The sequence below is a fragment of the Actinocrispum sp. NPDC049592 genome (genome assembly GCF_040675465.1).
Lineage (GTDB): Bacteria > Actinomycetota > Actinomycetes > Mycobacteriales > Pseudonocardiaceae > Kibdelosporangium.
Map to the genome: position 1 here is coordinate 222246 of NZ_JBFAPA010000018.1, position 26741 is coordinate 248986.

Annotated in this window: 30 protein-coding genes, 2 tRNA genes and 1 pseudogene; 25 read left to right on the top strand and 8 right to left on the bottom strand. The window is 68.4% G+C overall.

The features are described from left to right. The first annotated feature begins 44 nt into the window (after window positions 1-44). The 4 genes from AB0J95_RS37545 to AB0J95_RS37560 all read left to right on the top strand — a co-directional run bounded on the left by AB0J95_RS37545 (window position 45) and on the right by AB0J95_RS37560 (window position 2799). Complete coding sequence (locus tag AB0J95_RS37545) at window positions 45-419, top strand: antibiotic biosynthesis monooxygenase (RefSeq protein ID WP_364769181.1); 375 nt, start codon at window positions 45-47, stop codon at window positions 417-419. Window positions 420-892: 473 nt separating this feature from the next. Further along, on the top strand, window positions 893-1081 hold the full coding sequence (locus AB0J95_RS37550) for a hypothetical protein (RefSeq protein ID WP_364769183.1): 189 nt from the start codon (window positions 893-895) through the stop codon (window positions 1079-1081). 29 nt (window positions 1082-1110) lie between these two features. Beyond that, window positions 1111-1326 (top strand): hypothetical protein, encoded by a 216-nt coding sequence (locus AB0J95_RS37555; RefSeq protein WP_364769185.1) that lies wholly within the window; start codon window positions 1111-1113, stop codon window positions 1324-1326. Between the two features lie 87 nt (window positions 1327-1413). After that, window positions 1414-2799 (top strand): glycine--tRNA ligase, encoded by a 1386-nt coding sequence (locus AB0J95_RS37560; RefSeq protein WP_364769187.1) that lies wholly within the window; start codon window positions 1414-1416, stop codon window positions 2797-2799. Between the two features lie 383 nt (window positions 2800-3182). Here the strand turns inward: AB0J95_RS37560 and AB0J95_RS37565 are convergent, their stop codons facing one another. Next, window positions 3183-4121, bottom strand: coding sequence for a hypothetical protein (locus AB0J95_RS37565; RefSeq protein WP_364769189.1), 939 nt, complete (start codon window positions 4119-4121; stop codon window positions 3183-3185). Between the two features lie 208 nt (window positions 4122-4329). Here AB0J95_RS37565 and AB0J95_RS37570 point away from each other — a divergent pair, with 208 nt between their 5' ends. The 6 genes from AB0J95_RS37570 to AB0J95_RS37595 all read left to right on the top strand — a co-directional run bounded on the left by AB0J95_RS37570 (window position 4330) and on the right by AB0J95_RS37595 (window position 9614). Beyond that, window positions 4330-5229 carry an ABC transporter ATP-binding protein gene (locus AB0J95_RS37570; RefSeq protein ID WP_364769191.1) on the top strand — a complete coding sequence of 300 codons (900 nt, stop codon included), beginning with the start codon at window positions 4330-4332 and terminating at the stop codon, window positions 5227-5229. Continuing rightward, the gene (locus AB0J95_RS37575; RefSeq protein WP_364769193.1) at window positions 5229-5948 is read left to right on the top strand and encodes an ABC transporter permease; all 720 of its coding nucleotides are present in this window, start codon (window positions 5229-5231) and stop codon (window positions 5946-5948) included. The genes AB0J95_RS37570 and AB0J95_RS37575 overlap by 1 nt, the downstream gene beginning before the upstream one ends. A 20-nt stretch (window positions 5949-5968) precedes the next feature. Further along, entirely contained in the window at window positions 5969-7069 is a 1101-nt protein-coding gene (locus tag AB0J95_RS37580) for a histidine kinase (RefSeq protein WP_364769195.1), read from the top strand. Between the two features lie 2 nt (window positions 7070-7071). Next, entirely contained in the window at window positions 7072-7677 is a 606-nt protein-coding gene (locus AB0J95_RS37585) for a response regulator transcription factor (protein WP_364769197.1), read from the top strand. Between the two features lie 114 nt (window positions 7678-7791). Then, the gene (locus tag AB0J95_RS37590; protein ID WP_364769311.1) at window positions 7792-8370 is read left to right on the top strand and encodes a YdcF family protein; all 579 of its coding nucleotides are present in this window, start codon (window positions 7792-7794) and stop codon (window positions 8368-8370) included. After that, complete coding sequence (locus tag AB0J95_RS37595; RefSeq protein ID WP_364769199.1) at window positions 8367-9614, top strand: deoxyguanosinetriphosphate triphosphohydrolase; 1248 nt, start codon at window positions 8367-8369, stop codon at window positions 9612-9614. Before AB0J95_RS37590 ends, AB0J95_RS37595 begins: the two co-directional genes overlap by 4 nt. Window positions 9615-10081: 467 nt before the next feature. Here the strand turns inward: AB0J95_RS37595 and AB0J95_RS37600 are convergent. After that, window positions 10082-10216: pseudogene (locus tag AB0J95_RS37600) on the bottom strand (winged helix-turn-helix transcriptional regulator); the annotation flags it as partial. Between the two features lie 612 nt (window positions 10217-10828). Here AB0J95_RS37600 and AB0J95_RS37605 point away from each other — a divergent pair. The 3 genes from AB0J95_RS37605 to AB0J95_RS37615 all read left to right on the top strand — a co-directional run bounded on the left by AB0J95_RS37605 (window position 10829) and on the right by AB0J95_RS37615 (window position 13620). Next, complete coding sequence (locus AB0J95_RS37605) at window positions 10829-11917, top strand: serpin family protein (protein ID WP_364769201.1); 1089 nt, start codon at window positions 10829-10831, stop codon at window positions 11915-11917. A 9-nt stretch (window positions 11918-11926) separates the two neighbouring features. Next, on the top strand, window positions 11927-12709 hold the full coding sequence (locus AB0J95_RS37610; protein WP_364769203.1) for a crotonase/enoyl-CoA hydratase family protein: 783 nt from the start codon (window positions 11927-11929) through the stop codon (window positions 12707-12709). Between the two features lie 332 nt (window positions 12710-13041). Then, window positions 13042-13620 carry a carboxymuconolactone decarboxylase family protein gene (locus tag AB0J95_RS37615; protein WP_364769205.1) on the top strand — a complete coding sequence of 193 codons (579 nt, stop codon included), beginning with the start codon at window positions 13042-13044 and terminating at the stop codon, window positions 13618-13620. Here the strand turns inward: AB0J95_RS37615 and AB0J95_RS37620 are convergent. After that, complete coding sequence (locus tag AB0J95_RS37620; RefSeq protein WP_364769207.1) at window positions 13601-14524, bottom strand: sigma-70 family RNA polymerase sigma factor; 924 nt, start codon at window positions 14522-14524, stop codon at window positions 13601-13603. The genes AB0J95_RS37615 and AB0J95_RS37620 overlap by 20 nt on opposite strands. A gap of 27 nt (window positions 14525-14551) precedes the next feature. On the opposite strand from AB0J95_RS37620, the gene dnaG reads away from it, so the two are divergent. Genes dnaG through AB0J95_RS37635 form a run of 3 tightly spaced genes read left to right on the top strand, consistent with a single transcriptional unit; the run spans window position 14552 to window position 17764 of the window. Next, the gene (gene dnaG / locus AB0J95_RS37625; RefSeq protein WP_364769209.1) at window positions 14552-16447 is read left to right on the top strand and encodes a DNA primase; all 1896 of its coding nucleotides are present in this window, start codon (window positions 14552-14554) and stop codon (window positions 16445-16447) included. After that, window positions 16447-16977, top strand: a complete 531-nt coding sequence (locus AB0J95_RS37630; protein ID WP_364769211.1) for a hypothetical protein — start codon at window positions 16447-16449, stop codon at window positions 16975-16977. Before dnaG ends, AB0J95_RS37630 begins: the two co-directional genes overlap by 1 nt. Window positions 16978-17008: 31 nt before the next feature. Next, window positions 17009-17764: a trans-aconitate 2-methyltransferase gene (locus AB0J95_RS37635; protein WP_364769213.1), complete on the top strand. Its 756-nt coding sequence runs from the start codon at window positions 17009-17011 to the stop codon at window positions 17762-17764. On the opposite strand, the gene AB0J95_RS37640 is transcribed toward AB0J95_RS37635, so the two are convergent. After that, window positions 17761-17937, bottom strand: coding sequence for a hypothetical protein (locus AB0J95_RS37640; RefSeq protein ID WP_364769215.1), 177 nt, complete (start codon window positions 17935-17937; stop codon window positions 17761-17763). The two genes, AB0J95_RS37635 and AB0J95_RS37640, sit on opposite strands and share 4 nt — an antisense overlap. Before the next feature lie 135 nt (window positions 17938-18072). Between AB0J95_RS37640 and AB0J95_RS37645 the strand changes: the two genes are divergently transcribed. The 3 genes from AB0J95_RS37645 (at window position 18073) to AB0J95_RS37655 (ending at window position 19225) form a co-directional block, all read left to right on the top strand. Further along, window positions 18073-18145 (top strand) — tRNA-Asn (locus AB0J95_RS37645). Between the two features lie 42 nt (window positions 18146-18187). Beyond that, a tRNA-Ile gene (locus tag AB0J95_RS37650) sits at window positions 18188-18261 on the top strand. Between the two features lie 280 nt (window positions 18262-18541). Beyond that, a complete protein-coding gene (locus tag AB0J95_RS37655; RefSeq protein ID WP_364769217.1) occupies window positions 18542-19225 on the top strand; it encodes a hemerythrin domain-containing protein in 684 nt (227 codons plus the stop codon). A 21-nt stretch (window positions 19226-19246) separates the two neighbouring features. Here AB0J95_RS37655 and AB0J95_RS37660 read toward each other — a convergent pair whose 3' ends face one another. After that, a complete protein-coding gene (locus tag AB0J95_RS37660; RefSeq protein WP_364769219.1) occupies window positions 19247-19909 on the bottom strand; it encodes a helix-turn-helix domain-containing protein in 663 nt (220 codons plus the stop codon). Between the two features lie 92 nt (window positions 19910-20001). Between AB0J95_RS37660 and AB0J95_RS37665 the strand changes: the two genes are divergently transcribed. Together AB0J95_RS37665 and AB0J95_RS37670 are read left to right on the top strand one after the other, a co-directional pair. Then, on the top strand, window positions 20002-21147 hold the full coding sequence (locus AB0J95_RS37665; RefSeq protein ID WP_364769221.1) for an acyl-CoA dehydrogenase family protein: 1146 nt from the start codon (window positions 20002-20004) through the stop codon (window positions 21145-21147). A gap of 32 nt (window positions 21148-21179) precedes the next feature. Further along, the gene (locus tag AB0J95_RS37670; RefSeq protein WP_364769223.1) at window positions 21180-21737 is read left to right on the top strand and encodes a TetR family transcriptional regulator; all 558 of its coding nucleotides are present in this window, start codon (window positions 21180-21182) and stop codon (window positions 21735-21737) included. An 11-nt stretch (window positions 21738-21748) separates the two neighbouring features. Here AB0J95_RS37670 and AB0J95_RS37675 read toward each other — a convergent pair whose 3' ends face one another. After that, window positions 21749-22309 (bottom strand): carboxymuconolactone decarboxylase family protein, encoded by a 561-nt coding sequence (locus AB0J95_RS37675; protein WP_364769225.1) that lies wholly within the window; start codon window positions 22307-22309, stop codon window positions 21749-21751. A 74-nt stretch (window positions 22310-22383) separates the two neighbouring features. On the opposite strand from AB0J95_RS37675, the gene AB0J95_RS37680 reads away from it, so the two are divergent. Beyond that, complete coding sequence (locus tag AB0J95_RS37680) at window positions 22384-22668, top strand: helix-turn-helix domain-containing protein (RefSeq protein ID WP_364769227.1); 285 nt, start codon at window positions 22384-22386, stop codon at window positions 22666-22668. Window positions 22669-22679: 11 nt separating this feature from the next. Beyond that, the gene (locus AB0J95_RS37685; RefSeq protein WP_364769313.1) at window positions 22680-23552 is read left to right on the top strand and encodes an exodeoxyribonuclease III; all 873 of its coding nucleotides are present in this window, start codon (window positions 22680-22682) and stop codon (window positions 23550-23552) included. 1 nt (window position 23553) lies between these two features. Here AB0J95_RS37685 and AB0J95_RS37690 read toward each other — a convergent pair whose 3' ends face one another. Beyond that, window positions 23554-24219, bottom strand: coding sequence for an NAD(P)-binding oxidoreductase (locus AB0J95_RS37690; RefSeq protein WP_364769229.1), 666 nt, complete (start codon window positions 24217-24219; stop codon window positions 23554-23556). Further along, a complete protein-coding gene (locus AB0J95_RS37695; RefSeq protein WP_364769231.1) occupies window positions 24216-25028 on the bottom strand; it encodes an NAD(P)H-binding protein in 813 nt (270 codons plus the stop codon). Before AB0J95_RS37695 ends, AB0J95_RS37690 begins: the two co-directional genes overlap by 4 nt. A 71-nt stretch (window positions 25029-25099) precedes the next feature. Here AB0J95_RS37695 and sigI point away from each other — a divergent pair, with 71 nt between their 5' ends. Then, window positions 25100-25948 (top strand): RNA polymerase sigma factor SigI, encoded by an 849-nt coding sequence (gene sigI / locus AB0J95_RS37700; protein WP_364769233.1) that lies wholly within the window; start codon window positions 25100-25102, stop codon window positions 25946-25948. A 19-nt stretch (window positions 25949-25967) separates the two neighbouring features. Beyond that, the gene (locus AB0J95_RS37705; RefSeq protein ID WP_364769235.1) at window positions 25968-26705 is read left to right on the top strand and encodes a class I SAM-dependent methyltransferase; all 738 of its coding nucleotides are present in this window, start codon (window positions 25968-25970) and stop codon (window positions 26703-26705) included. The last annotated feature ends 36 nt before the right edge of the window (window positions 26706-26741 follow it).

Consider the following 26741-nt stretch of genomic DNA (forward strand, 5'->3'; position numbering starts at 1 on the left):
TCGGCGATACCGTGACGCCGATCCTAGGAAAGGGGCGCGACGCCGTGCTTTTGGTCTGCAGTTTCACGGTGCCCGGCACCGACACGCCCGAGTTCACGACGCTCGCCAACCGGGCGATCGCCCTGCTGACCGCCCAGCCCGGCTGCCGGCACGCCATCCTCGGCCACTCCGCCGACGAGCCCACCCGCTGGACCCTGACCGTCCAGTTCGCCTCCGTGGTCGCCTACCGCCGCGCCATGTCGCCCTTCGACGTGCGCGAACACGTCATCCCGTTCCTGTCCCGCGGCGACGCCTCCGCTTACGAGATCGTCACCGAGTCGGCCGACGGCCACCTCACCCACCACACCAGCCTCGTCGCCGAGGACGCCGCCACAGTCCGGCCCGGTGAGGCCAGCGGCCCCGCCACACCCCGGCCGTAACCTCCGGCCCCCGGATCGCCTGAGGCTGCCGCAGGGTTCGGCCAGACTCAGACGGGCTCAAGTGAGATCAAGCCGGTCCTGCCCAGCCGAATCTGCCGCTGGGTCGGGTGAGGCTTAGCCGAACCCGCGGTCCTCGCCGAGTCAGGCCCTGGGCGGGTGAGGTCAAGCCGAGCGGCCCCCATCGCGTCAGGCGCGCGTCGGGTGGGGGCACATCGGATCACTCCGCCCAAGTTTGACGTTGGGGCGTGAGGTCACATCGGATCAGTCCGGCCGGGTGTGGCGCTGGGTCGGGTGAGGTCAAGCACGATCAGCGCAGCCGAGTTTGGCGCGAGCCGGAGCAGGCGAGTCGGACAGCGTGCTCGCACCTCAACCGATAGCACGCTGGCACCTCAACCGGCAGCCGTGGCCGCAGCTGAGCCTGGCAACCTGTCACGAGAGAGTTCAGGCGCGTGAGTCAGGCAGCGTGCTCGCGGGTGACTCACGCCGCGTGGTTGCAGGTGGGGCAGGTGCAGTCGCCGCAGGTGCAGTTCGCGCACGAGTCCGCGCACGACGCACACGAGCAGGCAGCGTGGTTGCAGGTCGGGCATGCGCAGTCCACGCAGGAGCACACCGCGCACGAGTCGGAGCAGTGCGGGCAGACACAGCTGTCGCACTCGTCGTAGTGCACTCCGGCCTCGGTGACGTGCTCGCGGTGGACGTGACCGTCGTGCAGGTAGTCGACGTGATCGGCGTGTACGACGGCGTCGTGCCCGCAGCTTGGCCCGTGGGTGTGCCGGTGGGTCTCGGCCTGCCGGTGCGCGACTGTCGTCATGTTGTGGTCCTTTCGGCGGTATCCTTCCTGCTGAATGGTCGAATGCGAATCCGCGCATCACAACTCGGATCCGTGACGATCAAGCCAATGGGGTGATAGGGGAATCCCCTCGTGGTGGCCGGTGACAGGCGGCTACGCTGACAACTCCCCGAGCTGTTCCCCGTGTAGATGTATGGAGTGTTCGTGCCCGCCGATCGGATCGATACCGTAGTCAGCCTTTGCAAGCGCCGTGGCTTCGTCTACCCGTCGGGTGAGATCTACGGCGGAACACGTTCGGCTTGGGACTACGGGCCGCTCGGTGTGGAGCTGAAGGACAACATCAAGCGCCAGTGGTGGAAGTCCGTCGTCCAGGGCCGAGACGACGTCGTCGGGCTCGACTCGTCGGTCATCCTCCCGCGCGAGGTCTGGGTCGCCTCCGGCCACGAGAAGGTCTTCACCGACCCGCTCGTGGAGTGCCTGAGCTGCCACAAGCGCTTCCGCGCCGACCAGCTCGCCGAGGAGTACCAGGAGCGGTCCGGCAAGCCCACGGACGAGAACGACCTGTCCGACGTGCCATGCCCGAACTGCGGCACCCGCGGCCAGTACACCGAGCCGCGCGCGTTCAACATGATGCTCAAGACCTACCTCGGCCCGGTCGAGAGCGCCGAAGGCATGCACTACCTGCGGCCCGAGACCGCGCAGGGCATCTTCATCAACTACCTGAACGTGCAGACCACCTCCCGTCGCAAGCCGCCGTTCGGCATCGGCCAGATCGGCAAGTCGTTCCGCAACGAGATCACCCCTGGCAACTTCATCTTCCGGACCCGTGAGTTCGAGCAGATGGAGATGGAGTTCTTCGTCGAGCCCGGCACCGACGAGGAGTGGCACCAGAAGTGGATCGACGAGCGGCTGAGCTGGTACACCGATCTGGGCATCAACCCGGACAACCTCCGTCTGTTCGAGCACCCGCAGGAGAAGCTGTCGCACTACTCCAAGCGGACCGTGGACATCGAGTACCGCTACGGCCTGGCCAGCGGTGAGTGGGGCGAGCTGGAAGGCATCGCCAACCGCACCGACTTCGACCTGACCACCCACTCCAACCACTCGGGCGTGGACCTCTCGTACTTCGACCAGACCACGGACTCCCGGTACCGCCCCTATGTCATCGAGCCGGCTGCCGGCGTGGGCCGGTCGATGATGGCGTTCATGCTCGACGCCTACCACGAGGACGAGGCGCCGAACGCCAAGGGCGGTGTGGACAAGCGGGTGGTGCTGCGCCTGGACCGCAGGCTCGCACCGATCAAGATCGCTGTGCTTCCCCTTTCGCGGAACGCGGAGCTGTCTCCGAAGGCGCGCGATGTCGCCGCGAAGCTGCGCCGCAACTGGAACACGGACTTCGACGACGCGGGGGCCATCGGCCGCCGCTACCGCCGGCAGGACGAGATCGGTACTCCTTTCTGTGTGACCGTCGACTTCGACTCGCTCAGCGACCAGGCGGTCACCGTGCGCGAGCGGGACACGATGACCCAGGAGCGGATCTCCATCGACAAGCTCGAGGCCTACCTCGCCGGGCAGCTGCCCGGCTGCTGAAACCCGCCGAAGGGCGTCCGGCACCGAGATCGTGCGTCGCGATCGCCTGAACAGTGCCGGGAGCCCGAGGCGGCCCAAGGGCATCCTGTGATCGACATTCGCCGGGTCGGCATGAATCCGGCGAGTGTCGAACACGAACGCGGCTGGCACGGGCACGTCTGGTGTTGTCAGCAACCCGACGTGGATGTCGACCGACCGCATGGGACATCCGGGTGGACGACCGGCTGCCGCGGCAGGTCGGACACGGTCCGAATCACGTTCTCGGCGACGTGGGCCGGAGCCTGAGGCAGGTGCCTCAGCGCAAGGCCAAAGGACAAACATTCTGTCGGTGCCGCTGGAACGATGCCCACTCGGCCAAGGTGGGTTTCACCGACAAACACCCCCTAGGCATGGGAAACGCATTCGGCAGGCCGCGAATGCGCGTGGGCGGCACGCAGTTCGGCGATGACGGCATCGGGCTTCGTCCGGATGAACGTGGCGGGTGTGTGCAGGACGACTACTCCGTTGGCGGCCAGGCGGGATCCTCTTTTCAGTGCGATCGGATAACTGGCGGGCGCGGGATCGAAGTCGAAGGCGTGCACGTCCCACGCCAGGCCGACGTCGTCCCAGGTACCGGTGACGTTGCCGAGGGGATTGCCGTTGGCATCGTCAACAGGGACATTCCATCGCGGCGGTGGCAGTCCCGCTCGATGGACCAGTGAGCGCGCGGATGCCGCAAGTTCGTTGCGGATCCGCGTGCCGAGGTCGTGCAGCGCTCGTCTGACCGGCGTGACTCCCCGGAAGCCGCCGACGATCAGCTGCGTGTTGAGCTCGTCGAGCCGGACGCCGTGCTTGAACACCACCTCCGAGAACATCGCGAGCATCTCATCCTCCGTCCGCATGTGCCGGGCCGCGTCCACCGCGGCTCTGGCCAGTGGCGCTATGAGCAAACGGTTGCGCAGAACGGGTTTCGGTGGCGTGGACGTCCGCTCCACGCGCAACTTTCCCCGTCCGCGCACGAATCTGGCCTCCGGCACAAGCAGATGGATCTGCCCGTCCGGGGAGACTGTCTGGATTCCGTGCAGCGCGAGGGCGTCGTGTCCCGTCACGATCGCTCCCCGCGCGTAACACAGTGCTCCTTGCAGGAGTTGCGTGCGTGTCGGCGGTTGGCTGGACAGCAGGACGACTCCGGGGAAGAGCCGTTGCCACGGGCCGTTCGCCGAGCATCTTCGTTGCACGGTAAGGGCGGGCATGCCTAGAGCGACCAGGTCGCCCGCGTTGGCGACGCGATGCGGGAACAAAGTGGACAGTGCTTCGAGGTCGATCAGGCTGCGGTTCGTCATGTGTCCACTTTCCATCGCGGGCTGTGCGGAGGCGAGGGGTGCCGTCGGCGCCTGTGGATAACTGCCACTTGTGGACAACTCGGCGTTGTCGATCTTGATTCGGCCGATGCGGCCGGATGGTCGTGTATAAGGCCACGACAGATGTCATGGGTACAGTCGTGACTTGCGGCCTGAGTGCCGAATGCCCAGGTCAAGCACAGTATGAGACGTGAAGCAACTGGGAGCCGCGGTCAGCATCGCGGGACTGCGCAAGCACTATGGGGACGTCCGGGCGGTCGACGGGATCGATTTGCTGATCGCACCGGGCGAGGTCGTCGCGCTGCTCGGCCCGAACGGCGCGGGCAAGTCCACGACGGTCGACATGATCATCGGGTTGACCAGGCCCGACGCCGGTGAGGTCACCGTGTTCGGCAAGCAGCCCGCGGACGCCGTCGCCGAGGGGTCGATCGGCGCGATGCTGCAGAACGGCACCTTGCTGGACGACGCGACAGTGGGGGAGACCGTCGCGATGATCGCGTCCTTGCACCGCAGGCCGATGCCGGTCGCCGAGGCGCTGCGCCGTGCGGGCATCGAGGACCTGGTGAACCGCCGGTGCACCAAGCTGTCCGGCGGGCAGAAACAGCGCGTCCGGTTCGCCGTAGCGCTGGTGTCCAATCCGGACCTGCTGGTGCTCGACGAGCCGACCGCGGCGATGGATGTCGGTACCCGGCGGGAGTTCTGGGCCTCGATGCGTGAATTCACCGATGCGGGCCGGACGGTCCTGTTCGCCACGCACTACCTCGACGAGGCCGAGGAGTTCGCCGACCGGGTGGTCCTCATGCGGTCCGGTCGGATCGTCGCCGACGGCAGTGTCGCGAAGGTCCGGGAGATGGCCTCGGGCCGGACGATCAACGCCGTGCTTCCGTACGTCGCCGCCGACGAGCTGGTCCGGCTGCCTGGTGTGCTGGATGCGACCCGTCGCGCCGAACGCGTCCAGCTGGACTGCACCGACTCGGACACCGCCTTGCGCGCCCTGTTGAACACCTATCCCGACGTGCACGACATCGAGATCAGCGCCGCCGGCCTGGAAGAGGCCTTCCTCGCGCTGACCGCGAAGGAGAACGCCTGATGAGCACCGGATACCTGGTCCTCGAGATCAAACGCGCGCTGCGGGCCGGGCGGTTCCTGGTCTTCACCGTCGCGCTTCCGATCCTGATGTTCGTCTTCCTGGCCAATGTCCATGGGAGCGATCCGGATGCCCGGACCGTGCTGATGATCAACATGTCCACTTGGGGCGCCTTCGCGGCGGCGCTGTTCGCGGGCGCCCGGGTGGCGATCGAGCGGGACGCCGGCTGGCAACGGCAGCTGCGCCTGACGCCACTCACCGGTGGCGGCTACCTCGCTGGGAAGGGCGTCGTCGGCATGGTCGTCGCCTTGCCTGCGGTCGTTTTGGTGCCCTTGGTCGGCGTGGTGGTCGAAGGCGTCCGGCTCGACCCCGGTCAATGGCTGCAGGTCACCCTCGGCGTGTGGCTCGCGGCGATTCCGTTCGCACTGCTGGGTTTGCTCCTCGGCCAGTACGGCACGGCGGACAGCATGCAGTCGATCACCGGTGTGCTGATGATGGTCTTAGCCATGTTCGGCGGGCTTTGGCTGCCGCTCGACGTGCTGCCGGGTTTCTTCAGCGGCCTGGCCAAGGTGCTGCCGACCTACTGGATGAACAAGGTGGGCGTTTCGGCGGTGGACACCCGGCAGGACCTGCTTCCGGCGGTGCTCGTGCTCGCTGCCTGGACCGCCGTGCTGGGAGTCCTGACGGCCCGTCGCTACCGGCTTGACAGCGCGAGGAAATGACCGGGACGTACGGTAGGGCTGTGAACGCGGCTTGTACCTGGCCAGAGCCCCTGGGACGGCGCCCGCCGTTCGCGGCGACGCTGTTTCCCGCGATCTTCCTGTTCTACCTGGTCGAGGCGATCATCAAGGGCTTCGAACCACAACGGCCGGCATGGGTCGGCATTGCGGTTCTGCTGCTCGCGGTGGCCTATGGGGCGGCCTACACGTTCGCCTTGTGGCGTGGTCTCGGGCTGTCCCACCAGGCTCGGATCTGGCTGGTGGTGGCGTGCACGCTGCCGCCGGTCGCGTTCGCGCTGATGATGGACTCGAATGACCTGACCTACCTCACGTATGCGGTCGTCGCGGCCATGATGTTGCTGCCGTCTGCGGTCGGCCTCGCCTATGGGGTCACGGCTACCTCGGCCGTGCTGGCGGTGACCGGGATCCAGCACGGTTCACCGAACTTCCAGGGCGGGGTCATCCTGGCGATTCTCACTGGCCTGATGTTCACCGTCCGCGGGTTCGCGCGGAAGTCCGGTGAGCTGCAGCTGGCGAGAGACGAGATCAGGACACTCGCGGTGGCTGAGGAACGGGCCAGAGTCGCCCGCGACCTGCACGACGTGCTGGGCCACAGCCTGACCACGATCACCCTGAAGGCCGGTCTGGCCAGGCGGATCCTGGAGAGCTCGGCGGATGTCGACCGGGCGCTGACCGAGGTGCACGACGTGGAAAGGCTGTCCCGGCAGGCGCTCACCGAGATCAGGGCGACCGTGTCGGGCTATCGCCAGGTGTCATTGCCGGCCGAGATCGCGGGTGCCAAGGCCGCGTTGCTGGCTGCGGGCATCGACGCGGACCTGCCACAGGCGGTGGACGATGTGCCCGGCGAGCTGCAGGAGCCGTTCGGATACGTTCTACGCGAAGGCGTGACCAACGTGATCCGCCACAGTGGTGCCAGCCGGTGTCAGATCCGGCTGGGACAGTCGTGGATCGAGGTCGAGGACAACGGTTCCGGTATGTCTACTGTGGACAGCAACGGCGGCAACGGGCTGGCAGGGTTGCGGGAACGGCTGGCCAAGGTCGACGGACGGCTCACGGCCGCGCCCCGAGACGAAGGTGGGTTCCTGTTGCGGGCGGATGTGTAGACATGATCAGGATTCTGCTGGCCGACGACCAGACGCTGGTCCGTGGCGCGCTGGCGGCGATGCTGGGCCTCGAGTCCGACATGGAGGTGGTCGCCGAGGTCGGTACCGGCGATGACGTCCTGGCGGCGGCCCAGCAGACCAGCCCCGACGTGGCCCTGCTCGACGTGCAGATGCCCGGCAAGGATGGGCTGACCGCTGCGGCGGAGCTGCGGGCAGCGATGCCTGCTTGCAAGGTCGTGATGTGCACGACCTTCGGCCGTCCGGGGTACCTCAGCAGGGCGCTGGCCGCTGGCGCCGCGGGGTTCGTGGTGAAGGACGCGCCACCCGAGCAGCTCGTGGACGCGGTCCGGCGAGTACACGCCGGGCTGCGCGTGGTCGACCCGTCGCTGGCAGCGGAATCGCTCGCGACCGGGCACAGCCCGCTGACCTTGCGGGAGCGTGAGGTGCTGGCCGAGTCCAGCGACGGCGGGACGATCGCCGACATCGCGCGTTCGCTGCATCTTTCCGAGGGCACCGTCCGCAACCACCTGTCCTCCGCGATCGGCAAGACCGGGGCACGGACCAGGGCCGAGGCGGCCCGGCTGGCGGAGGACCGCGGCTGGCTCTGACCCCGGCCGTCCAAAACTGTCGGTGCGGTCTGCCATGATGCGATCGTGACCAACCCAACCAGGGCCATCGTGGCCAAACGCTGGATCAGAAGGGGCCTGATCGGCCTCGTGCTGATGCTCGCGCTGGTCGTGGGCGGCACAGGGTTCCGGGTGTGGCAGGAGGCCAGGCAGGACGATCGGACCAGGGCGGACGCGGTGGTCGTGCTGGGCGCCGCGCAGTACGCGGGCAAGCCGTCGCCGATCCTGGAGAACCGCCTGCAGCATGCGAAGAACCTGTTCGACGCCGGGGTCGCCGGTTACATCGTGACCGGGGGCGGCCGGCGCGCGGGTGACCGGTACACCGAGGCCGACGCCGGCGTGAGATGGCTGACCTCGCACGGCGTGCCGCGCGACCGGGTGGTCGCCGTCGGCGAGGGCAACGACACATTGGGCACCATCCAGGCGGTGGCCAGAATGGCGGGGCAGCGCGGCTGGTCGTCGGCGGTGATCGTCAGCGACCCGTGGCATTCCTTACGTGCCAGGACGATGGCCCGGGACGCGGGGTTGTCCGCATGGACGTCACCGACCCACACGGGGCCGGTCGTGCAGACGCGCGAGATCCAGGCGAAGTACATCCTCCGGGAGACCGCGGCGCTGCTGTACTACCGCGTGTTCAACGCCCCGGCGGATGACATCGGTGTGGACCTCGAGTGACGTACACACCGCACGACACCGCCCGGCTGTTCGACGAGCCGGCGAAAGGCGGCGTGCTGCCAGGGGCCTCAGCGCAGCGGCGCAGCCCGTTCTCGCGGGACCGGGCGCGGGTGCTGCACTCGGCGGCGTTGCGGCGGCTGGCGGGCAAGACCCAGGTCGTGGGTCCTGGCGAGGGCACCGAGGTGTACGGGGTGCCGCGGACGCGGCTCACCCACTCGCTGGAGGTCGCGCAGATCGGCCGGGAGATCGCCGAGGAGCTGGGCTGCGACCCGGACGTGGTGGACACGGCCGGCCTCGCGCACGACATCGGCCACCCGCCGTTCGGGCACAACGGTGAGACCGCGCTCGACATGGCGGCCAGGGACCATGGCGGGTTCGAGGGCAACGCGCAGACCTTGCGGATCCTGACGAGGCTGGAACCCAAGGAGCCGTCGGCCGGGCTGAACCTGACCAGGGCGGTGCTCGACGCGACGGTCAAGTACCCGTGGCCGCGCATCGAGGGCAAGCGGAAGTTCGGCGTGTACGAGGACGACCGCGCGGTCTTCGACTGGATCAGGCAGGGAGCGCCGGAGCGGCGGTGCTGCCTGGAGGCTCAGGTGATGGACTGGTCCGACGACGTGGCCTACTCGGTGCACGACGTGGAGGACGGGGTGCGGGCCGGCCGGATCGCGCTGGGTGTGCTGGCGGACGCCGAGGAGCGGTCGGCGATCGCCGAGCTGGCCGCACGGCACTTCTCGGCGGAGCCGTTGCCGGAGCTGGAGGCCGCGGCGGCGCACTTACTGGACCTGTCGGCGGTCGCGGCGGCGGTCGGCTACGACGGGTCGCTCGGCGCGCAGGTCGCGTTGAAGCGGCTGACCAGTGAGCTGGTCGGCCGGTTCGCGTCAGCCGCCGTGGGCGAGACGCGGCGGGTGTACGGCGACGGCGACCTGACCCGGTATGACGCGGATCTGGTGATCCCGCGGCAGGCCGCGGTCGAAGTGGCTTTGCTGAAGTCGTTGGCGCTCAAGTACGTCATGAGCGACCCGACCCGGCTGGCCCTGCAGGAACAGCAGCGCGAGCTGCTGACGGAACTACTGAAGGCATTGGAGGACTACGCACCTGACGCTCTGGAACCGGCGTTCCAGTCCGCGTGGCACGATGCGCACAACGATGGCGAACGCCATCGGGTGCTGATCGACCAGGTCGCTTCGCTGACCGACGCGCAGGCCGTCGCCTGGCATGAGGCTTTCGTCCGCGCCCGCTGACACCCCGCCAGTTCCGTACAACTGAACAAACCCGCACGGCCAGTGGGACAGGCAAGCGACTGTTGGTCGAAGGGTTGCTGGTTCGAGTCCAGGTGGGCGAGTCCGTGGGCACGGCGTGTACGAGGTGCGCCCGTGGTCCGGGCGACCAGCCGCAAGGGCTGGGATGGCTTCCAGCTGGTTGTTGGGGCGACGAGTGACCGAATTCCGGGATGACTCACGCGGTTGTCGATCAGGTGGATCCGGAATGGCTTCGGCAACTGGCCTGACTTGTTGATCGGGGACGGATCTGCAGGACCGGCGGCAGGGCAGCCGAGGATGGCGATCTCTATGCCGCGGATCTTGAAAGGTTCGCGCCTTCGCGGACTCCAGCCCGCTCGATGCATCCCTCTGCACCACGACTTGCTGCCCTGCAGGTGGAAGGAAGCGTTGGCGCGGACTGGATCCTGACCGGCATCGCGTACGCACCGGTACCCGCGGATGATCCCGGCCTGCTCCAGCCGCCTGACCCGCTCGGTCACCGCACTGGGCGACATCGACACGGCCTTGGTCAGTCCGGCGTACGTATTGCGGGCTGGGGACCATCGATGTGCGGCGAGGGTCAGCGTGGCCTTCCGTTGCTGTACTCGGGCTCCTGGGCAGGCATGTGCGGACCGCGGTACAGGTCGCCTCCCGCGCGGTCGCCCGAGCCGGGCTGAGCGGGGCCGGGTTCGGACGGTCATGAGTGATCTCGCCGGTGGTGCCTGGTGGCGCGGGTGGTGCCTCGTGGCGCCCGATGGCGTGGATGGCGTTGTCGATCATGCTCGTCGGACCTGGTCGGGCCGGGGGTGCTTCGGCTGAAGCCCATCTTGGGACTACCGACGAACAGTTCGTCGCACTGCTCGACGATCTGCACGCCGACGCGTCTTGGTGGCGCGCGGTGGTGGTTGGGGTTGTGGAACCCGGTGCGGGGATGGGGGAGTTCGCTGCGGGTGAACTGCTCGATGGCGTGACCGGTGGCACACTCGGGGTATGGCCAATCCGATTTCGCGCTTGCTCCGGAAGCTGTTCCGCCGCCGTGTGCCCGCAGGTGTGGGTCGGGGTGGCCGTCCTGGTGAGGCGGGTGGTTCGGCGGGGGTGCGGGAGCCGCGCCGTCCCAAGCCGACCGGGCCGCAGTCGATGGGTGCCAAGCCCATTCCGAGTGATGCCCAGACCGTGGCGTTGCGGGACCCTCGCCAGTGACGGACCGGGCGCACCTGGAGTTCACTGTCGCGGTGCAGGACGCGTTGCCGGGCAACGTTGTCTGGTCGCCGTTCTCGGTCGCCAGCGCGTTGGCGCTGGTAGCGCGCGGTGCTGAGGGCGCGACCAGGGACGAGCTGGTCGCGTTGCTCACCGGCGACAAGGCGGGCCAGGTCGAGCAGCTGATCCGGCTGCTTGGCGAGGCCGAGGACGTCGTGGTGCCGCACAGTGACGACGAGCGGCCGGAGATCGCGGTGTCCAACACCCTGTGGGCCGACGAGCGGGTGCGAATCAACTCCGGCTTCGCCGACGCGCTGACCAGCATGCCCAGCGGGTCGGTGCGGACCGCGCCGTTCGGCAAGGACCCCGATCGCGCGCGGACCGAGATCAACGAGGACGTGGCCCGGACGACCCATGACCTGATCCAGGACCTGCTGCCGGACGGCGTGATCAAGCACGACACGGTTGCCGCACTGGTCAACGCGCTGTACCTGAAGGTCGGTTGGCGGCACGCGTTCACCGAGTCGGCGACCACGCCTCGGCCGTTCCACACGCCCGGGGGACGCGTGCAGGTGCCGATGATGTTCGTCAGCGAGACCTTGGGGTACGCAAGGACTTCCGGGTGGCAGGTCGTGCAGCTGCCAACCGTCGGTCAGGTGGAGGCCGTGGTTCTGCTGCCCGACGGTGACCTGCCCGAAGTGGACGCGGGCTCGCTGGAGACACTGCTCGCCGCGCCGAAGCGGCAGGCGGTGAGCTTGCGGCTGCCCAAGCTGAGCCTGAAGCTGCAGGCCGAGCTGACCCCCGTGCTGAACACCCTGGGTGTGCGGACGGTGTTCACCGACGACGCCAACCTGTCCGGGATCAGTGCGGATCCGCTTGCGGTACAGGCTGTTCTGCATGAGACAGTGCTCAAACTGGACGAGCAGGGCCTGGAGGGCGCGGCGGCGACGGCCGTGATGATGCGTGTGCTGTCGTTCAACCCGCAGCAGCCGGTGGAGGTCGTCGTGGACCGGCCGTTCCTGTTGCTGGTGCGGCACACCAGGACCGGGGCGGTGTACTTCTCGGCGAGAGTGACCGACCCGTCCTAGGCTGACCGTATGCCAACCGTACGAGTCGACCGTGATGGTCCAGTGTGGACAGTTGTGCTGTCGCGGCCGGAAGCGCGCAACGCCGTGGACGGCCCGACCGCGCAAGCACTTGCCGACGCCTTCCGTGAGTTCGACGCGGACGACGAGGCGAAGGTCGCGGTGCTGTGGGGCGACGGCGGCACGTTCTGTGCGGGCGCGGACCTCAAGGCGATCGGCACCGAGCGCGGGAACCAGGTGACCACCGACGGCGACGGCCCGATGGGACCGACCCGGATGCGCCTGGGCAAACCGGTGATCGCCGCCGTGTCCGGCTATGCGGTGGCAGGTGGCCTCGAGCTGGCCATCTGGTGTGACCTGCGAGTGGCCGCCGAGGACGCGGTCTTCGGGGTGTTCTGCCGCCGATGGGGCGTGCCGTTGATCGACGGCGGGACCATCCGGCTGCCCCGGCTGATCGGCCAGAGCCGCGCGATGGACATGATCCTCACCGGCCGTGCGGTCGACGCCCAGGAGGCACTGGCCATCGGGCTCGCCAATCGCGTTGTGCCACAAGGACAGGAGCGTGCGGCCGCCGAAGCCCTCGCCCGCGACCTCGCCCAGCTCCCACAGATTTGCATGCGCCAGGATCGCTTGTCCGCCCTCGAACAGTGGAGTCTCGACGAGCAGACCGCCCTGGCCGGCGAACTCCAGCACGGCTTGACGTCCCTTGCTGATGGTGCGCTGGAAGGTGCGGCACGGTTCACGGCCGGAGCAGGACGACACGGCACCACCGCCACTCCGGGCACACCGAACTAAGCGCCGAACGTCCGGCAGTCACGCGAGCAGGCTTGTGGTGGATCAAACAAAGCAGGGGTGAGGCATAGCCCTGGGGACCCCGGACGCTGGCGACGGCATGAGTAGGGCTGGGGAGGGCCAAAACAGAGCGGCAGTCCTGAGGAGTGCCAAAACAGGGGCGGTAGCGCTGGGGAGGGCCAAGCAGGGAGGTAGCGCTTGGCCAAAACAGGGCGGCAGCGCTGGGGCATGGGTTTTGGGAACCGGGCGCTCGACAGCGGCGCGAGGTTCTGGTGTCACGTTTGGCGGAGGTCTCTCGTCTGGATGAGGACGGGTTGGGCGAGAGGAGATTTCCGATGACACGGGTTGTGGGTGTGTCGGCTGGGCGCGCCGGTGTGGTGGGGCGGTTGGTGTATCGGTTCGCTGCCAAGCGGTTCGGGGTTGTTCCCGAGCCGCTGGCCGTGATGATGCATCACCGCGGCTTGGCGGTGACTGGTGGCGTTCACGAACTGATGGCCGAACGGGCCAGCAAGACCTTGCCGAAGTCGGTTCGTGAGCTGGCTGTTTACCGGACCGCCGTGCGGCTCGGTTGCGAGTGGTGCATTGATTTCGGCACCATGCTTCAGCGGTTGAGCGGGCTGGATGTCGACCGGTTGCGTGAGATCGACGACTATGCGACGTCGCCGAAGTACACCGATAAGGAGCGGCTGGCGATCGCGTACGCCGATGCGATGACCGCCACACCCGTTCAGGTGACCGACGAGCAGGTCGCCGAGCTGGTGGCCGTGTTCGGGGAGCGGGGCATGGTCGAGCTCACCTACCAGATCGCGCTGGAGAACATGCGCGCCCGCACCAACAGTGCCCTGGGCATCGCCGAGCAGGGGTTCTCCTCCGGTGACGCCTGCCGGGTGCCGCTCACTCCGGGACGCGAGTGAGCTTGTCCGGATTCACGACGTCGTACACCCCGGCGATCTTGCCGTCCCGCACGGCGAACCCGTCCACCCGGCGGGCGATCTCCGGGTGGGCCTCGTCCGCCGGGGTGTACGGCAGGTAGAGGCCGAGGTCGCCGTTCACCAGCACCGGTTCGCCGGGCACCCGGCCCAGCTTGTACTTGGCCATCAGGCCGATCAGGAAGCGGGCCACCTTCTCACGCCCGGTGATGACGTTGACCGTGGTGCGGGCCTTGCCGTTGGAGTCGCCGACCAGCGCCACGTCAGGGTGCAGCAGTTCGACGACGGACCGCAGGTCACCGCTCGACACGGCGGCCACGAAACGTTCCACAAGGGAGCGCTGCTCCTCCATCGAGGCTCGTGGCGGCGGATCGGCGTCCGCGACGGCTTTGCGCCCGCGGGAGGCGTACTGCCGGGCCGTCGCGGTGGCGCAGCCCAGGGTCTCCGCGATCTCCTCGAACGGCACACTGAACGCGTCGTGCAGCACGAACGCCACCCGCTGCTCGGGGGACAGCTTGTCCAGCACGACCAGCGCGGCCATCCGCATACCGTCGTCGCGAACGACGACCTCCAGCGGGTCCTCGGTCGGCTGCGGGGTCAGCGGCGTCACCACCGGCTCCGGCAGCCAGGACCCGACGTAGCGCTCCCGCTGCACGGCGGCCGACCGCAGCCGGTCCAGGCAGAGCCGGCCGGTCACGGTGGTCAGCCAGGCGCGCAGGTCCCTGATCCCATTGCGGTCCACAGTGGACAGTCGAAGCCAGGCCTCCTGCACCGCGTCCTCGGCGTCGGAGAGCGTCCCGGTCAGCCGGTAGGCGACCCCGAGCAGATGCGCCCGGTGCTCGCGGAACTCCTCGGCGAGGGTGTCCTGGCTGACGGTCACAGAACTCATGTTAGGCGTAGGCATAAGCTTGGCGGCGTGGCAGGACGGATCCGGGACAGCGATATCGCCCTCGTGCGTGAGCGCAACCAGATCGACGAGGTGATCGGCGAGTACGTCGCGTTGCGCCGGGTCGGTGGGGGAGCGGTCAAGGGCCTGTGCCCGTTCCACGACGAGAAGACCCCGTCGTTCAACGTGCGCCCCACGCACGGGACGTTCCACTGCTTCGGCTGTGGTGAGGGCGGCGACGTCATCGCCTTCCTGTGCAAGATCGACCATCTGAGCTTCGTCGAGGCGGTGGAGCGGCTCGCCGAGCGCGTCGGCGTCAAGCTGACCTACGAGGGCGGCGGGACCAGCGTCCAACGCGACCGCGGCACCCGCTCCAGGCTGGTCGACGCCCATCGCGCCGCCGCCGAGTTCTACGCCGAACAGCTGCGCACGCCGGAGGCCCAGGCCGCCCGCGAGTTCCTGTCGCAGCGCGGGTTCGACCAGGCCGCGGCCACCCAGTTCGGCTGCGGGTTCGCCCCGGGCGGCTGGGACGTGCTGACCAAACACCTGCTCGGCCGCGGCTTCGAGCTGCCCGAACTGGAGAAGGCCGGCCTGGTCAAGGCCGGCCGGCGCGGCCCGATCGACCAGTTCCACCGGCGGCTGCTCTGGCCGATCAGGGACCTCGGCGGGGACGTGGTCGGCTTCGGCGCCCGCCGGATCTTCGACGACGACCAGATCCAGGCCAAGTACCTCAACACCCGGGAAACGCCGATCTACAAGAAGTCCCAGGTGCTGTTCGGCCTGGACATGGCCAAGCGGGAGATCTCCAAGCGCCACCAGGTGGTGGTCGTCGAGGGGTACACCGATGTCATGGCCATGCACCTGGCCGGCGTGCCGACGGCCGTCGCGTCCTGTGGCACCGCGTTCGGCACCGAGCACATCAACGTGCTGCGCCGCCTGCTGATGGACGACACGTTCTTCCGCGGCGAGGTGATCTACACCTTCGACGGCGACGAGGCTGGTCAGAAGGCCGCGATGAAGGCGTTCGAGGAGGACCAGCGGTTCGCCTCGCAGACGTTCATCGCGGTCGCCCCGGACGGCATGGACCCGTGTGAGCTGCGGCAGGCCAAGGGCGACGTCGCGGTGCGCGACCTGGTCGCCCGGCGCCAGCGGCTGATCGAGTTCTGGCTGCGGTCCGAGCTCGCCGGGCACGACCTGGACGCCGCCGAGGGCCGGGTGCAGGCGCTGCGCCGGACGGTGCCGCTGGTGGCGCAGATCAAGGACGTGGCGCTGCGCGACGAGTACGCCCGCCAGCTCGCCGGCTGGATCGGCTGGGACGACATCCAGACCGTGGTCCGCCGGGTCCGGGACATCTCCACCGGAAAGTCCGCGCCGCGCAAGGCCGCCCCGGTGGACGCAAACCAGGGCGCGCTGGCGATCGAGGTGCAGGGCCCGCGCCGGCCCCGGCCGAACGACCCCGAGCTGCACCTGCAGCGGGAGGCGCTGAAGTCGGCGCTGCAGGTTCCGCACCTGGCCGGCCCGGTGTTCGACAGCCTGCCCGCGGAGGCGTTCACCGATCCCGCCTACCAGGAGCTGCACCTGGGCCTGCAGACCGCCGGTGGGGCCTCGAGCGGCCTGGCCGGTCCGGCACTGGTCGACGCGGTCGCCAAGAGCTGTGCCCACCAGGTGGTCCAGTCGCTGGTCACCGAGCTGTCCGTGGAACCCATGCACGCCCGCCCCGAGCCGGACATGCGCTACGTCGAGAGCATCATGGCCGCGTTGAACAAGAGCGTGGTCGCCCGGCAGATCGCGGACATCAAGTCGCGGCTGCAGCGGCTGAGCCCGCTGGAGAACGCCGACGAGTACCGGGCGCTGTTCGGCGACCTGGTGGCCATGGAGCAGTACCACAAGGCGTTGGGGGAGCAGGCTTCCGGGAGTCTCGCGTAATGCTTCGACGGTTCATCGACCGGATCACCGGGCGCGCGGTCCCCGAGGGCTTCGAGGGCACGCTGGATCCCGAGGAACACGTGCTGGCCACGGCCGAGGTGAAGTCCGGCGGGCACCTGATCGCGACCTCGCACGGGCTGTGGCTGCCCGGGTCGCGCCGGGTCGGCTGGCACCTGATCAGCAAGGCGACCTGGGGCGGCGGGGCGCTGATCCTGATCGAGGCCGAGGAGACGTCCCAGGCCGGTGACGCCGTCGTGCTGACCGACCTGCCGCCGGTCCGGTACGTGCTGATCGGGACCGGGCGGCTGCCCGATGTGGTGCACGCCCGGGTGACGAAGTCGATCACGTCCCGGCACCGGCAGGAGCTGCCCGGCGGCGGAGCCTGGTTCGTACAGCGGAAAGTCCCCGGCCGGGACGGGTTCGTGCTGCAGGTCCGGCCGGATCCCGGGACCTCCCAGGAGGCGGTCGAGCAGGTCGCGCAGGAGGTCGCCGAGAAGTTGAGGTTGATGTCGGAGCGCCCTCAGCAATAAAGTACGTACGTACGGTTTGCTGGAGGTGGATATGTGGGACCCCGACAAGTACCTGGCCTTCGCCGATCACCGGTCCAGGCCCTTCTACGAGCTGGTCGCCCGGATCCAGGCCGAATCACCCCGTCGTGTGGTGGACCTGGGCTGCGGACCCGGCAACCTGACAACCGTCCTGGCCGATCGCTGGCCCGGCGCGACCCTGGAGGCGATGGACTCCTCCGAGGAGATGGTCACCGCCGCCCGATCGCGTGGCATCGACGCCTATGTGGGTGACGTCGCGGGCTGGAAGCCGCAGGACGACACCGACGTGATCGTCACCAACGCCGTCCTGCAGTGGGTGCCCGGGCATGACGCGATCCTGCAGTCCTGGGTGTCGGCACTGCCCTCCGGCGCGTGGATCGCGCTGCAAGTCCCCGGGAACTTCGAAGCGCCCTCGCATGCGCTCGTGCGTGAACTCGCGGCCGGCTCATGGCGGTCGCGGCTGGAATCGGTGCTGTTGCGAGAAGAAGACGCCGTTTTCACACCGACCGAGTACGCCACGATCCTCGGCGACTGCATGGTCGACGCGTGGGAGACGACCTACGTCCAGGTCCTCACCGGACCCGACCCGGTCCTGGAGTGGATCACCGGCACCGCCCTGCGCCCGATCAAAGCGGCACTGTCACCCGACGAGTGGACGGCCTTCCGGGCCGACCTGGCACCCCGGCTGCGCGAGGCCTACCCGCAACGTCCCGACGGCCGCACCTGGTTCCCGTTCCGCCGCGTGTTCGCCGTGGCTCAGACGCGCTAGCCTTCGCGCCCCAGCTTCTCGCCGATCTTCGCCCGGGCCACCCCCGCGGCGCTCTGGATGGCCGGGTGCTCGACGATGCCGCGGTATGCCCGCATGATCTGCTCGTAGCGCTCCCGGCCCGCCTTGGCGCCCAGTACGTAACCGACGGCCACACCCACCAGGAACAGCTTCATGCTCTCCGCCTTCCACCGCCCGACTACGTCCCTCCATCTTCCCCCAGAGACCACCCCCCTGCCGACCAGACCTCAACGGCATGCGCTAGAGTTACTTCCTGTCAGGCCGGGACCAACCGGTAGACGACCGAGTGGTCCTCCATAGCTCAATTGGCAGAGCATTCGACTGTTAATCGAAGGGTTGCTGGTTCGAGTCCAGCTGGAGGAGCAAGACCCCAGGACGACAAGCCTGGGGTTCTTTTGTTATCAGGGGCCGGTAGCTCAGTTGGTCAGAGCAGGGGACTCATAATCCCTTGGCCGTGGGTTCGAGCCCCACCCGGCCCACGGACCTCTGGCTTACCCTGCTCAGTTGCTTCGCAACTTCGCGGGTCGGTCCGCGTATCTTCTGGGGGCGACCCCCAGACCCCCGATGGGGCTGCGCCCCCTAGCCCCGCCACGGCTTCGCCGTGGGCCCGGCTTCGCCTCGGAATTGGGGTTCGGGAATTGTTGTGGTGCCGGGGTTTTGGGGTGGCGGGTATTTGTCATTGGGGTGCGGTTGTGGGGTGGGTGTCGTTCAATGGGGTTTGTTGATGGGTTGGGCGATTCTCGCTATGAGGGGTTTTCGATGACTGTTGATGTGCCCGCTGATGTTCGGGACATGTACATGGTGCACACCGCTTTCCGGCGGGAGTTCCGGTTGTTGCCGGGGCTGGTTCGCGCCGTTGCGGAGGGGGATGTCGAGCGGGCGGGGGTTGTCGCTGGTCACGCTGCTCTGCTCGACGGGACGTTGCACCACCACCATGGCATGGAGGACCGGCATTTGTGGCCGCTGCTGCTCGAGCGGGTGCCGGACGAGCTCGAGCCGCTCGTGCACACCATGGAGGGGCAGCACGAGGGGATCGACAAACTCGGCGTGGAGGTAAGGGCAAGCTTGGATTCGTGGCGGGAAAATGCCGACTCGCCGTCCCGGGAACGGCTCGCTGCCGCTTTCGAAAAGCTCATCCCCGCGCTCGAGGAGCATTTGGGGATGGAGGAGCAGCAGGTTCTGCCGTTGATGGAGAAGCACATCTCGCAGGCCGAATGGAGCGCGATGGTGCAGGAGGGCGCGGCGTCGGCCAATCCCGAGGACATGCCGCTGATGCTCGGCCTGATGATGTACGAGGGCGACCCGGAGGTCGTCGACGCCACCATCGGCCAGCTTCCGCCGGAGATCCAGCCGGTCATCCGCGAGGCGGCGTGGAACGCCTTCCAGGCGCACTCCGAACTCGTGCACGGCACCACGACCCCGCGGCGCAGCACCGAATGGTGAACCGCCGAGCCGGCCCGGCACTCACGAGTGCCGGGCGGCCCGGACCAGCGGAGCGACCGGGCTGAACCCGAGCATCCCGGGCAGCGCCCGGATCGCCGTCCGCGTCCCGGTGAGGCTGATCGTCCCGGCCCGCAGGCCCTCGTTCAGCTCGATCTCGCCCTCCCACATCTGGTACAGCGTCCGCAGATCCGACTTGAGCACCGCGTCGATGTCGAACCCCGGGTCGTAGTTGCACACCGACGCCTCACCCGGTTCCAGCACCAGCCAGAACGTCCTGCGCCGGTCGGCCACCTCGACCTGGATCACCGACCGCTTGCGCACCTGTGACGTGTCGACCTGGCCGTGCATCCACCACATCAGCACCTCGGGGTCGAGTTCCTCGGGTCGTGGGTCGCCGAACGCGTACCGTGCGCCCCAGTCGGCGAGCCCGAACACGATCGGGCGCAGTTGTTCACCCGCTTCCGTGAGCGTGTAGCCGTCGGCCGACCGCTCGATCAGCCCGTCGTTGTGCAACTGCCGCAGCCGGCGGGAAAGCAGGGCACGCGACAGGCCGGGCAGACCGCGGGCGATCTCGTTGAACCGGGTCGCCCCGATCAGCATGTCCCGCACGATCAGGAGCGTCCACCGGTCACCCAGCACCTCGACGGCGCGGACGATCGGGCAGTACTGGCCGTAGGTTCGCATAGTCGTAAGTCGTCTGAGCTGGGCGGGACCGTTACGCCCGGTTCAGTCTGTGAACTACCTCGGGCCGGTTTGAGTTTCTAGCGTCTGTCCCCATGACCATGACTGAGACCATCCAGGCAACCGGCACCTACCCGACCCCGGCCCGTGCCGACGACGCGCGGTTCGTCGAACTCGCGGCCCGCATCGGCGCCGTCGCGGCCAGACACGCGGGCGAACACGACCGCGACGCGACCTTCGTCACCGAGGCCTACGAAGCCATGCGCGAGACCGGTTATCTCGCGCTCGCCGTGCCCGAGGAGTTAGGCGGCTTGGGCGCGAGCATCCGTCAAGTGTGTTACGCACAGGCAGAACTGGCGCGACACGACGGCGCAACGGCACTCGCGTCGACCATGCACCACTACCTAACGCTCGTACAGGTCTACCGGCGCCGCAACGGTGCACCGGACGCCGAAGGGGTGCTCCGCAGGATCGCGGACGAGGGCATCGTGATCGCGACCAGCGGCGGCTCGGACTGGTTGTGGCCCACCACGACCGCGGTCCGGGAAGGCGACAACCTCCGGATCAACGGACGCAAGGCGTTCTGCAGCCAGTCGCCCGGCGCGACGGTCGTCGCCACGTGCGCGGCGATCGACGACGAGGTCCTGCACTTCAGCGTGCCGCTGTCGGCGCCCGGCGTCCGGATCGAGGAAACCTGGGACACGCTGGGCATGCGCGGCACGGCGAGCCACGACGTCGTGATGGAGGACGTGCTCATCCCGATCGACAAGATCGCCGGGCGCCGTCCATACGGCGAGTTCGGCGCGCCGCTGATGGCCGCGCTCGTCCACTTCGCACCGGTCGCGGCGGCTACTTACTTTGGTATCGCGGCGAAAGCGCGCGACATCGCGGTTGCCGGAGCCAAGAACGCGTCGCCGCGCCAGATCGGTCTGATGGACGCCAAGCTGCGCTGCGCGTGGTGGGCAGTGCTCGGGTCCGTCGACGAGATCGGTGAGGACTACACGGCGACCCCGGCCACGATGATCACGCTGATGCTGGCCAAACGCCAGGTCGTGCTGGATGCGATCGAGGTCGTCAACCTGGCGATGGACGTTCTCGGCGGGCGCTCGTTCTACCGGCACGCCGGGCTGGAGCGCGCCTACCGCGATGTGCGGGCCGGCACGTTCCACCCGTTCAACCCGGAGGCCACGCTGACCTACGCGGGCAAGCTGGTCCTCGGCGACCCCGGCAGCTCGGCCTGATTCTGGACTGGGCGTTCTGTTAAAGTCGTGCGGTGGCCAGGACCAAAGAGTTCGATCCGGACACCGCGCTGCGGGCGGCGCTGGAGCTGTTCTGGCGCCGCGGTTACGAGGCGACGTCGATGCAGGACCTGGTCGAGCACCTGGGGATCGGCCGGGCCAGCATCTACGCCACCTTCGGCAGCAAGCACGAGCTGTACCTGAAGGCGCTGGACCGGTACTGCGCGGACACCGGCGGCCGCAACGCGCACCTGCTGTCCGGCTCCGGTCCGGCCTTGCCGGGCATCCGGACGTACCTCGAAGGACTGCTGGACGAGCCCAAGGGCTGTTTCGTGACCAACACAGCCGTTGAACTGCCGCAGGACGACAGTGCGGCGGAGCTGGTCGACATCGGCCTGAACGGCCTGCAGGCGGCCATTGCCGGAGCCCTGGTCCGCGCCCAGGACCAGGGCGAACTGGCCAAGGGTAAAGATCCGCAAGCGCTTGCGCGGTTCCTGGTGACGTTCGTGCAGGGCGTCCGGGTGCTGGCCAAGCGACCCGACCGGCAGCGGCTGCGCGACGCGGTCGATCAGGCGATGTCCCTGCTGGCCTGATACTGGAACACTCAGTCCGGAAAGGCCTCGGCCCACGGTTCCGGGTCCAGCTGAGCGGCATTGATCACGCCGGACAGCAGCCGGTACCAGCCACAGCAGATCACCGCCTCCAGAATCACGTCGTCGCCCCAGTGGTTCCGTAGCACTGCCAGGGTTTTGTCGCTGATACTGCAGGTGTCGTGCAGTTCGTCGGCAAGCTGCAGTACCGCGCTGTCGAGTTCGTCCCACACCGGGTCCTCCGGTGAACCCGTTGCGGTGGAACGGATCTGCGCCTCGGTCAGCTGGACGTGCGGCCGGGCGAACGCGGTGATGTGCACGCCCCACTCGTAACCGGCGCGGCAGCGGGCGGTCGTGCGCGCGATGAGCAGCTCACGATGACGCACAGGCAGTTGTGGGTGGCCCAGCAAACCGGCGCCGAGCGGGCGCATCCGGGACGCCAGTTCCGGATGGATCTCCAGCAACCGGAACAGCGCCAGTGGCTCGATATCGCCTACCCCGGGCGGCATCCACTTGCGCAGACGCTCCTCGGTCGCGGCGTCGTAAGGCGGTGCCAGCGGGGTGATACGGGCCATGATGAGCCTCCCTCTGCTTCGGATTCCGTAGCAGACGCTACTGCTACGATTTTCGTAGCGCAAGGAGGTGGGCGATGGACGCGCGCGCTCACGGCCGCAAGGTGGCGCGGCTGTTCGAGCTGCTCGGCAAACGCTGGCAGCTGCGGATCATCTGGGAGCTGCGCGAGGACCCGGCGACGTTCCGCGAGCTGCGAGGACGGTGCGACGAGATCTCGCCGAGCGTGCTCGCCGCCCGGCTGGCCGAACTGCGCGAAGCCGGGATCGTCGAGCACCGTGACGGCTACCGGCTCACCAAGGCCGGCGCCGAGCTGATCGAGGTGTACCAGCCGGTCTCGGCATGGGTCGGCCGCTGGTTCTGATCGGGACTACCGTGTCCGGTGTGCGAGTAGCGACCTGGAACGTCAACTCCATCAAGCAACGGGTGCCCCGCTTCCTGCCATGGCTCGACGAGCGGCAGCCCGATGTCGTGTGCCTGCAGGAGACCAAGCTCGCCGACGACGCCTTCACCGCGTTGCTCGGCGATGAGCTGGCCAAACGGGACTACGCCGTCGCGCTGCACGGTGAGGTGCAGTGGAACGGCGTCGCGATCCTGTCCAAGGTCGGGCTGGACGACGTCGTGGTGGGCGTGGCCGGCGCGCCCGGGTTCCCGCACCAGGAGGCCCGCGCGGTGGCCGCGACCTGCGGCGGGATCCGTGTGCACTCGTTGTACGTGCCCAACGGCCGTGTCCCGGACTCCGACCACTACCAGTACAAACTGGCGTGGCTGGCGGCGTTGCGCGAGGTCGTGCGGACCGGTCCGGCGGACGCGATCGTCTGCGGTGACATGAACATCGCGCCCGCGGACCAGGACGTGTTCGACCCGGACGCCTACATCGGACAGACCCACGTCACCGCCCCCGAACGCGCCGCCCTGGCCGAGCTGCAAGCACTCGGCCTGCACGACGTGGTCCGCGAGAAGTGGCCTGACAAGCGCATCTTCACCTACTGGGACTACCGGGCCGGGATGTTCCACCAGGACCTCGGCATGCGCATCGACCTGATGCTGGCCAGCGAACCCGTTGCCGGGCGGGTTCAGGCCGCATGGGTGGATCGCCAGGCGCGCAAGGGAACCGGGCCCAGTGACCACGCGCCGGTGATCCTGGATCTCGACGAGGCGCCGGACGGGGACATCGGGCCGGTCGTCCCGCCGCCGTCCGCCCGAGCGCCCAAACGAGGGTCGAAGAAGCTGCCTCAGGCCAAGTAGCTCAGTACGCCACGCCGAGTACCCGGCCGATCGTGCCGGGCCGGTCGAGCGCGGCCAGCATCAGGTGAGCGACGTCGGCTCGCGAGATTTTCGTGCCACCGAACAGGTTCTGGTCGAACGCGGTCCGGTAGTCGCCGGTCAGCGGTCTGTCGACGAGCTGCGGCGGGCGCACGACCGTCCACTCCAGACCGCTGTCGCGCAGGGAGTCCTCCATCATGGCCAGGTCCTGGTAGTGCTTGCGGAGGATCACGCTGATCATCGGACTGAGCAGGTGACGCATCCAGAACCCGTCGCCGGGGTCGTGTTTCGGCGGATGCGGCCGCCCTGGCGAGGGGAACGTGCCGACCGGAGCCGCGCTGACCACGACGATCCGCCTGACATCCGCGGCTTTCATGGCCCGGATGATCTTCTGCGTGCCCAGCGCGGTGATCCCCGCATCGGCTCGCGATCGGGGACCGAGTCCGGACAGGACGGCGTCCGCACCGGCGAGCGCGGGCGTCAGGTCATCGACGGAAGCTGTTGCCAGGTCACCGGTCACGGTGTGGACGTCGGCGGAAACCTTGGCGGGGTTGCGGACCACGGCGGTGACGTCGTGCCCGGCGGCGAGCGCCTGGTCGAGCAGGTGCCGGCCGATGCCGCCGGTCGCGGCGAAGATCGTGAGTTTCATCGCTGGAACGCGTCCTTGTGGTCGATGGTCCACTGGGCGAACGAGCGGGCCGGGCGGCCCAGGATTCGCGGGATCGAGTCGGTGACCACCGCGGGCGTGCCAACGGAGTTCGCGTACAACGACATCAGCGCGTCGGCGAACCCACGCGGAAAACCGCGCGACACCATGCCCTCGGCGAACGCCTCCGCCGGAACCTCCTTGTACCGCAAGGACCGGCCGAGCGTGGCGCCCATCATGGCGATCGACTCGGCCTGGGTGAGCGACATCGGGCCGGTGAGGTCCACCTTCCGGCCGAGCAGGTCGTCCGTGAGCAGGGCATGCGCGGCGACAGCGGCGACATCGCGTTCGTCCACCGGCGCCCACGTCGCCTCCGCGTAGGGGCCGCGGACGACGTCGCCGTCGCGGATCTGACCGGCCCACATGCCCAGGGCGTTGCACGCGAACATGGTGGGCCGCAACGACACCCACTCCACGCCGCTCTCCGTCGCCAGCAGTTCGGCTTCCCGGTTGAGGTCACCGCGGAACCTGGACGGCTGCACCTCGTCGTCGGCGTTGATCGCGGACAGCGCCACGATCCGCCGCACCCCAGCGGCGACCGCCTGCGCGACGAACTGGCTCATCAACGAGCCCAGCGGTCGCGAGTTGAGGAACACACTGGTGACACCGTGGAGATCGCCGCTGAGCTGGACCTCGGGCGGGAAGCCAGGCGCCAGGTCGCGGGTCATGGCCCGGACTTCGGCGCCTTGCTGGACCAGCGCCTCGACAAGGGGCCGTCCGACGTTTCCGGTCGCTCCGGTAATCAGCATCATGCAGACACGACGAGACAGGGCTCCGGAAAGTGACCGCGTCACTTTTCGATGGGGTGAATCGTCGTATCCATGTGAGTGAAATCGCGGACGTGTGGCGGACAAGCCACGCCTACCTGGTCGACGTCGCCTTCCGGATGCTCGGCGACATCGGCGAGGCCGAGGACGTCGTGCAGGAGGCGTTCGCCCGGCTCGCCCGGACCCAGCCGGGCGAGATCGAGGACGAACGCGGCTGGCTGACCGTGGTCACCGGCCGGTTGTGCCTGGACCACATCAAATCCGCGCGTGTCCGGCGCGAGCAGGCCCAGGACGATCTCGAAACCCTGCCGCAGCCCGCGGCACCCGATCCGGCCGATCGGGTCACACTCGCCGACAGCGTCCGGACGGCGTTGTTCGTCGTCCTGGAGCGGCTCAGTCCGGCCGAGCGGGTCGCTTTCGTCCTGCATGACGTGTTCCAGCTGCCGTTCGAGGCGATCGCGGAGACGCTGGGCCGGCCGGTGCCCACCTGCCGCCAGCTGGCCCGCCGGGCCCGGCAGAAGATCGCCGAAACACCTGGTCGTGTACACGAAGTCGCTCCGGCGGAGCACCGCCTGGTCACCGAGCGCTTCATCACCGCGTGTTCGACCGGAGATCTCGCCACCCTCACCGCCGTACTTCACCCGGATGTGTGGGGATTGGCGGAGTTCGTCGAAGGCTCCCCGTTCCCCGCGCAACGGACCCACGGCCGCGACCAAGTGGTGCGCGCGCTCATGCACTACTACGACGGCACGACCATGGTGTCCGACGCGCCTACCGTGCTCGCGTACGTGGGCCGCGAGCTGTTCGCGATCCTCACGCTGACCATCGAGAACGACCGGATCGTCAAGCTGCACGCCATCGTGGACCCGCACGCCCGGTTCTCCGTCCACAATGGACAGTCGTGATCTTCGCTACCGTGGCAGGGTGAGCGAGCTGTACGACGAGATCGGCGTGGGCTACTCGACGGCCCGCCGGACCGATCCACGGTGGATGGCCGCGATCGTCACCGCGCTGGGGGACGCGAGGACCGTGCTGGACGTCGGCGCGGGAACCGGGTCGTACGAGCCGGAAGATCGTGCGGTGTACGCGGTGGAACCCGCCGCGGAGATGATCCGGCAGCGTGCTCCGGACGCGCCGCCGGTCGTGCGGGCAGTGGCAGAATCGTTGCCCATCCGGACCGGCGCGGTGGACGCGGCACTGGCCGTGCTCACAGTCCATCACTGGAGTCATTGGCGGCAGGGAATTGCCGAGTTGCGCCGAGTCTCGCGCCGGCAGGTCGTGCTCGCCTATGACACCCAGTTGCACGCCGACTACTGGTTCGTACGCGAGTACGTACCCGAGATCGCCGCCCTCGAGCTGAGCCGGCCGTCCGCGACCGAAATCGCCGCTGAGCTGGGCGCGCACACGGTGACACCGTTGCTGTTGCCGTGGGACTTCACAGACGGCGTTTTCCCCGCGTACTGGCGCCGCCCGGCGGCTTATCTGGCTCCAGAGGCCCGGCACACCTGCTCGGCGTTGGCCCAGGCGCCTCCAGAGGCGGTTTCCCGCGGGCTCGCCCGGTTGTCGGCGGACATTTCCTCCGGACGATGGCGTGAGCGCCACCGCGACCTGCTGGCGCTGGACGAGTGGGACGCCGGGTTCCGCTTGATCACCGCGGGGTGACACCGCGGCCAGAAACGTGTTGTCGCAGGTCAGTGC

Coding starts and splice junctions, on each gene's coding strand:
- AB0J95_RS37635 (WP_364769213.1), top strand. CDS start 17,009: ATGTGGGACCCCGACAAGTACCTGGCCTTCGCCGATCACCGGTCCAGG.
- AB0J95_RS37680 (WP_364769227.1), top strand. CDS start 22,384: ATGGACGCGCGCGCTCACGGCCGCAAGGTGGCGCGGCTGTTCGAGCTG.
- AB0J95_RS37665 (WP_364769221.1), top strand. CDS start 20,002: ATGACCATGACTGAGACCATCCAGGCAACCGGCACCTACCCGACCCCG.
- AB0J95_RS37610 (WP_364769203.1), top strand. CDS start 11,927: ATGCCAACCGTACGAGTCGACCGTGATGGTCCAGTGTGGACAGTTGTG.
- AB0J95_RS37630 (WP_364769211.1), top strand. CDS start 16,447: ATGCTTCGACGGTTCATCGACCGGATCACCGGGCGCGCGGTCCCCGAG.
- AB0J95_RS37565 (WP_364769189.1), bottom strand. CDS start 4,121: ATGACGAACCGCAGCCTGATCGACCTCGAAGCACTGTCCACTTTGTTC.
- AB0J95_RS37675 (WP_364769225.1), bottom strand. CDS start 22,309: ATGGCCCGTATCACCCCGCTGGCACCGCCTTACGACGCCGCGACCGAG.
- AB0J95_RS37655 (WP_364769217.1), top strand. CDS start 18,542: ATGACTGTTGATGTGCCCGCTGATGTTCGGGACATGTACATGGTGCAC.
- AB0J95_RS37660 (WP_364769219.1), bottom strand. CDS start 19,909: ATGCGAACCTACGGCCAGTACTGCCCGATCGTCCGCGCCGTCGAGGTG.
- AB0J95_RS37620 (WP_364769207.1), bottom strand. CDS start 14,524: ATGAGTTCTGTGACCGTCAGCCAGGACACCCTCGCCGAGGAGTTCCGC.
- AB0J95_RS37695 (WP_364769231.1), bottom strand. CDS start 25,028: ATGATGCTGATTACCGGAGCGACCGGAAACGTCGGACGGCCCCTTGTC.
- AB0J95_RS37575 (WP_364769193.1), top strand. CDS start 5,229: ATGAGCACCGGATACCTGGTCCTCGAGATCAAACGCGCGCTGCGGGCC.
- AB0J95_RS37585 (WP_364769197.1), top strand. CDS start 7,072: ATGATCAGGATTCTGCTGGCCGACGACCAGACGCTGGTCCGTGGCGCG.
- AB0J95_RS37615 (WP_364769205.1), top strand. CDS start 13,042: ATGACACGGGTTGTGGGTGTGTCGGCTGGGCGCGCCGGTGTGGTGGGG.
- AB0J95_RS37590 (WP_364769311.1), top strand. CDS start 7,792: ATGCTCGCGCTGGTCGTGGGCGGCACAGGGTTCCGGGTGTGGCAGGAG.
- AB0J95_RS37690 (WP_364769229.1), bottom strand. CDS start 24,219: ATGAAACTCACGATCTTCGCCGCGACCGGCGGCATCGGCCGGCACCTG.
- AB0J95_RS37640 (WP_364769215.1), bottom strand. CDS start 17,937: ATGAAGCTGTTCCTGGTGGGTGTGGCCGTCGGTTACGTACTGGGCGCC.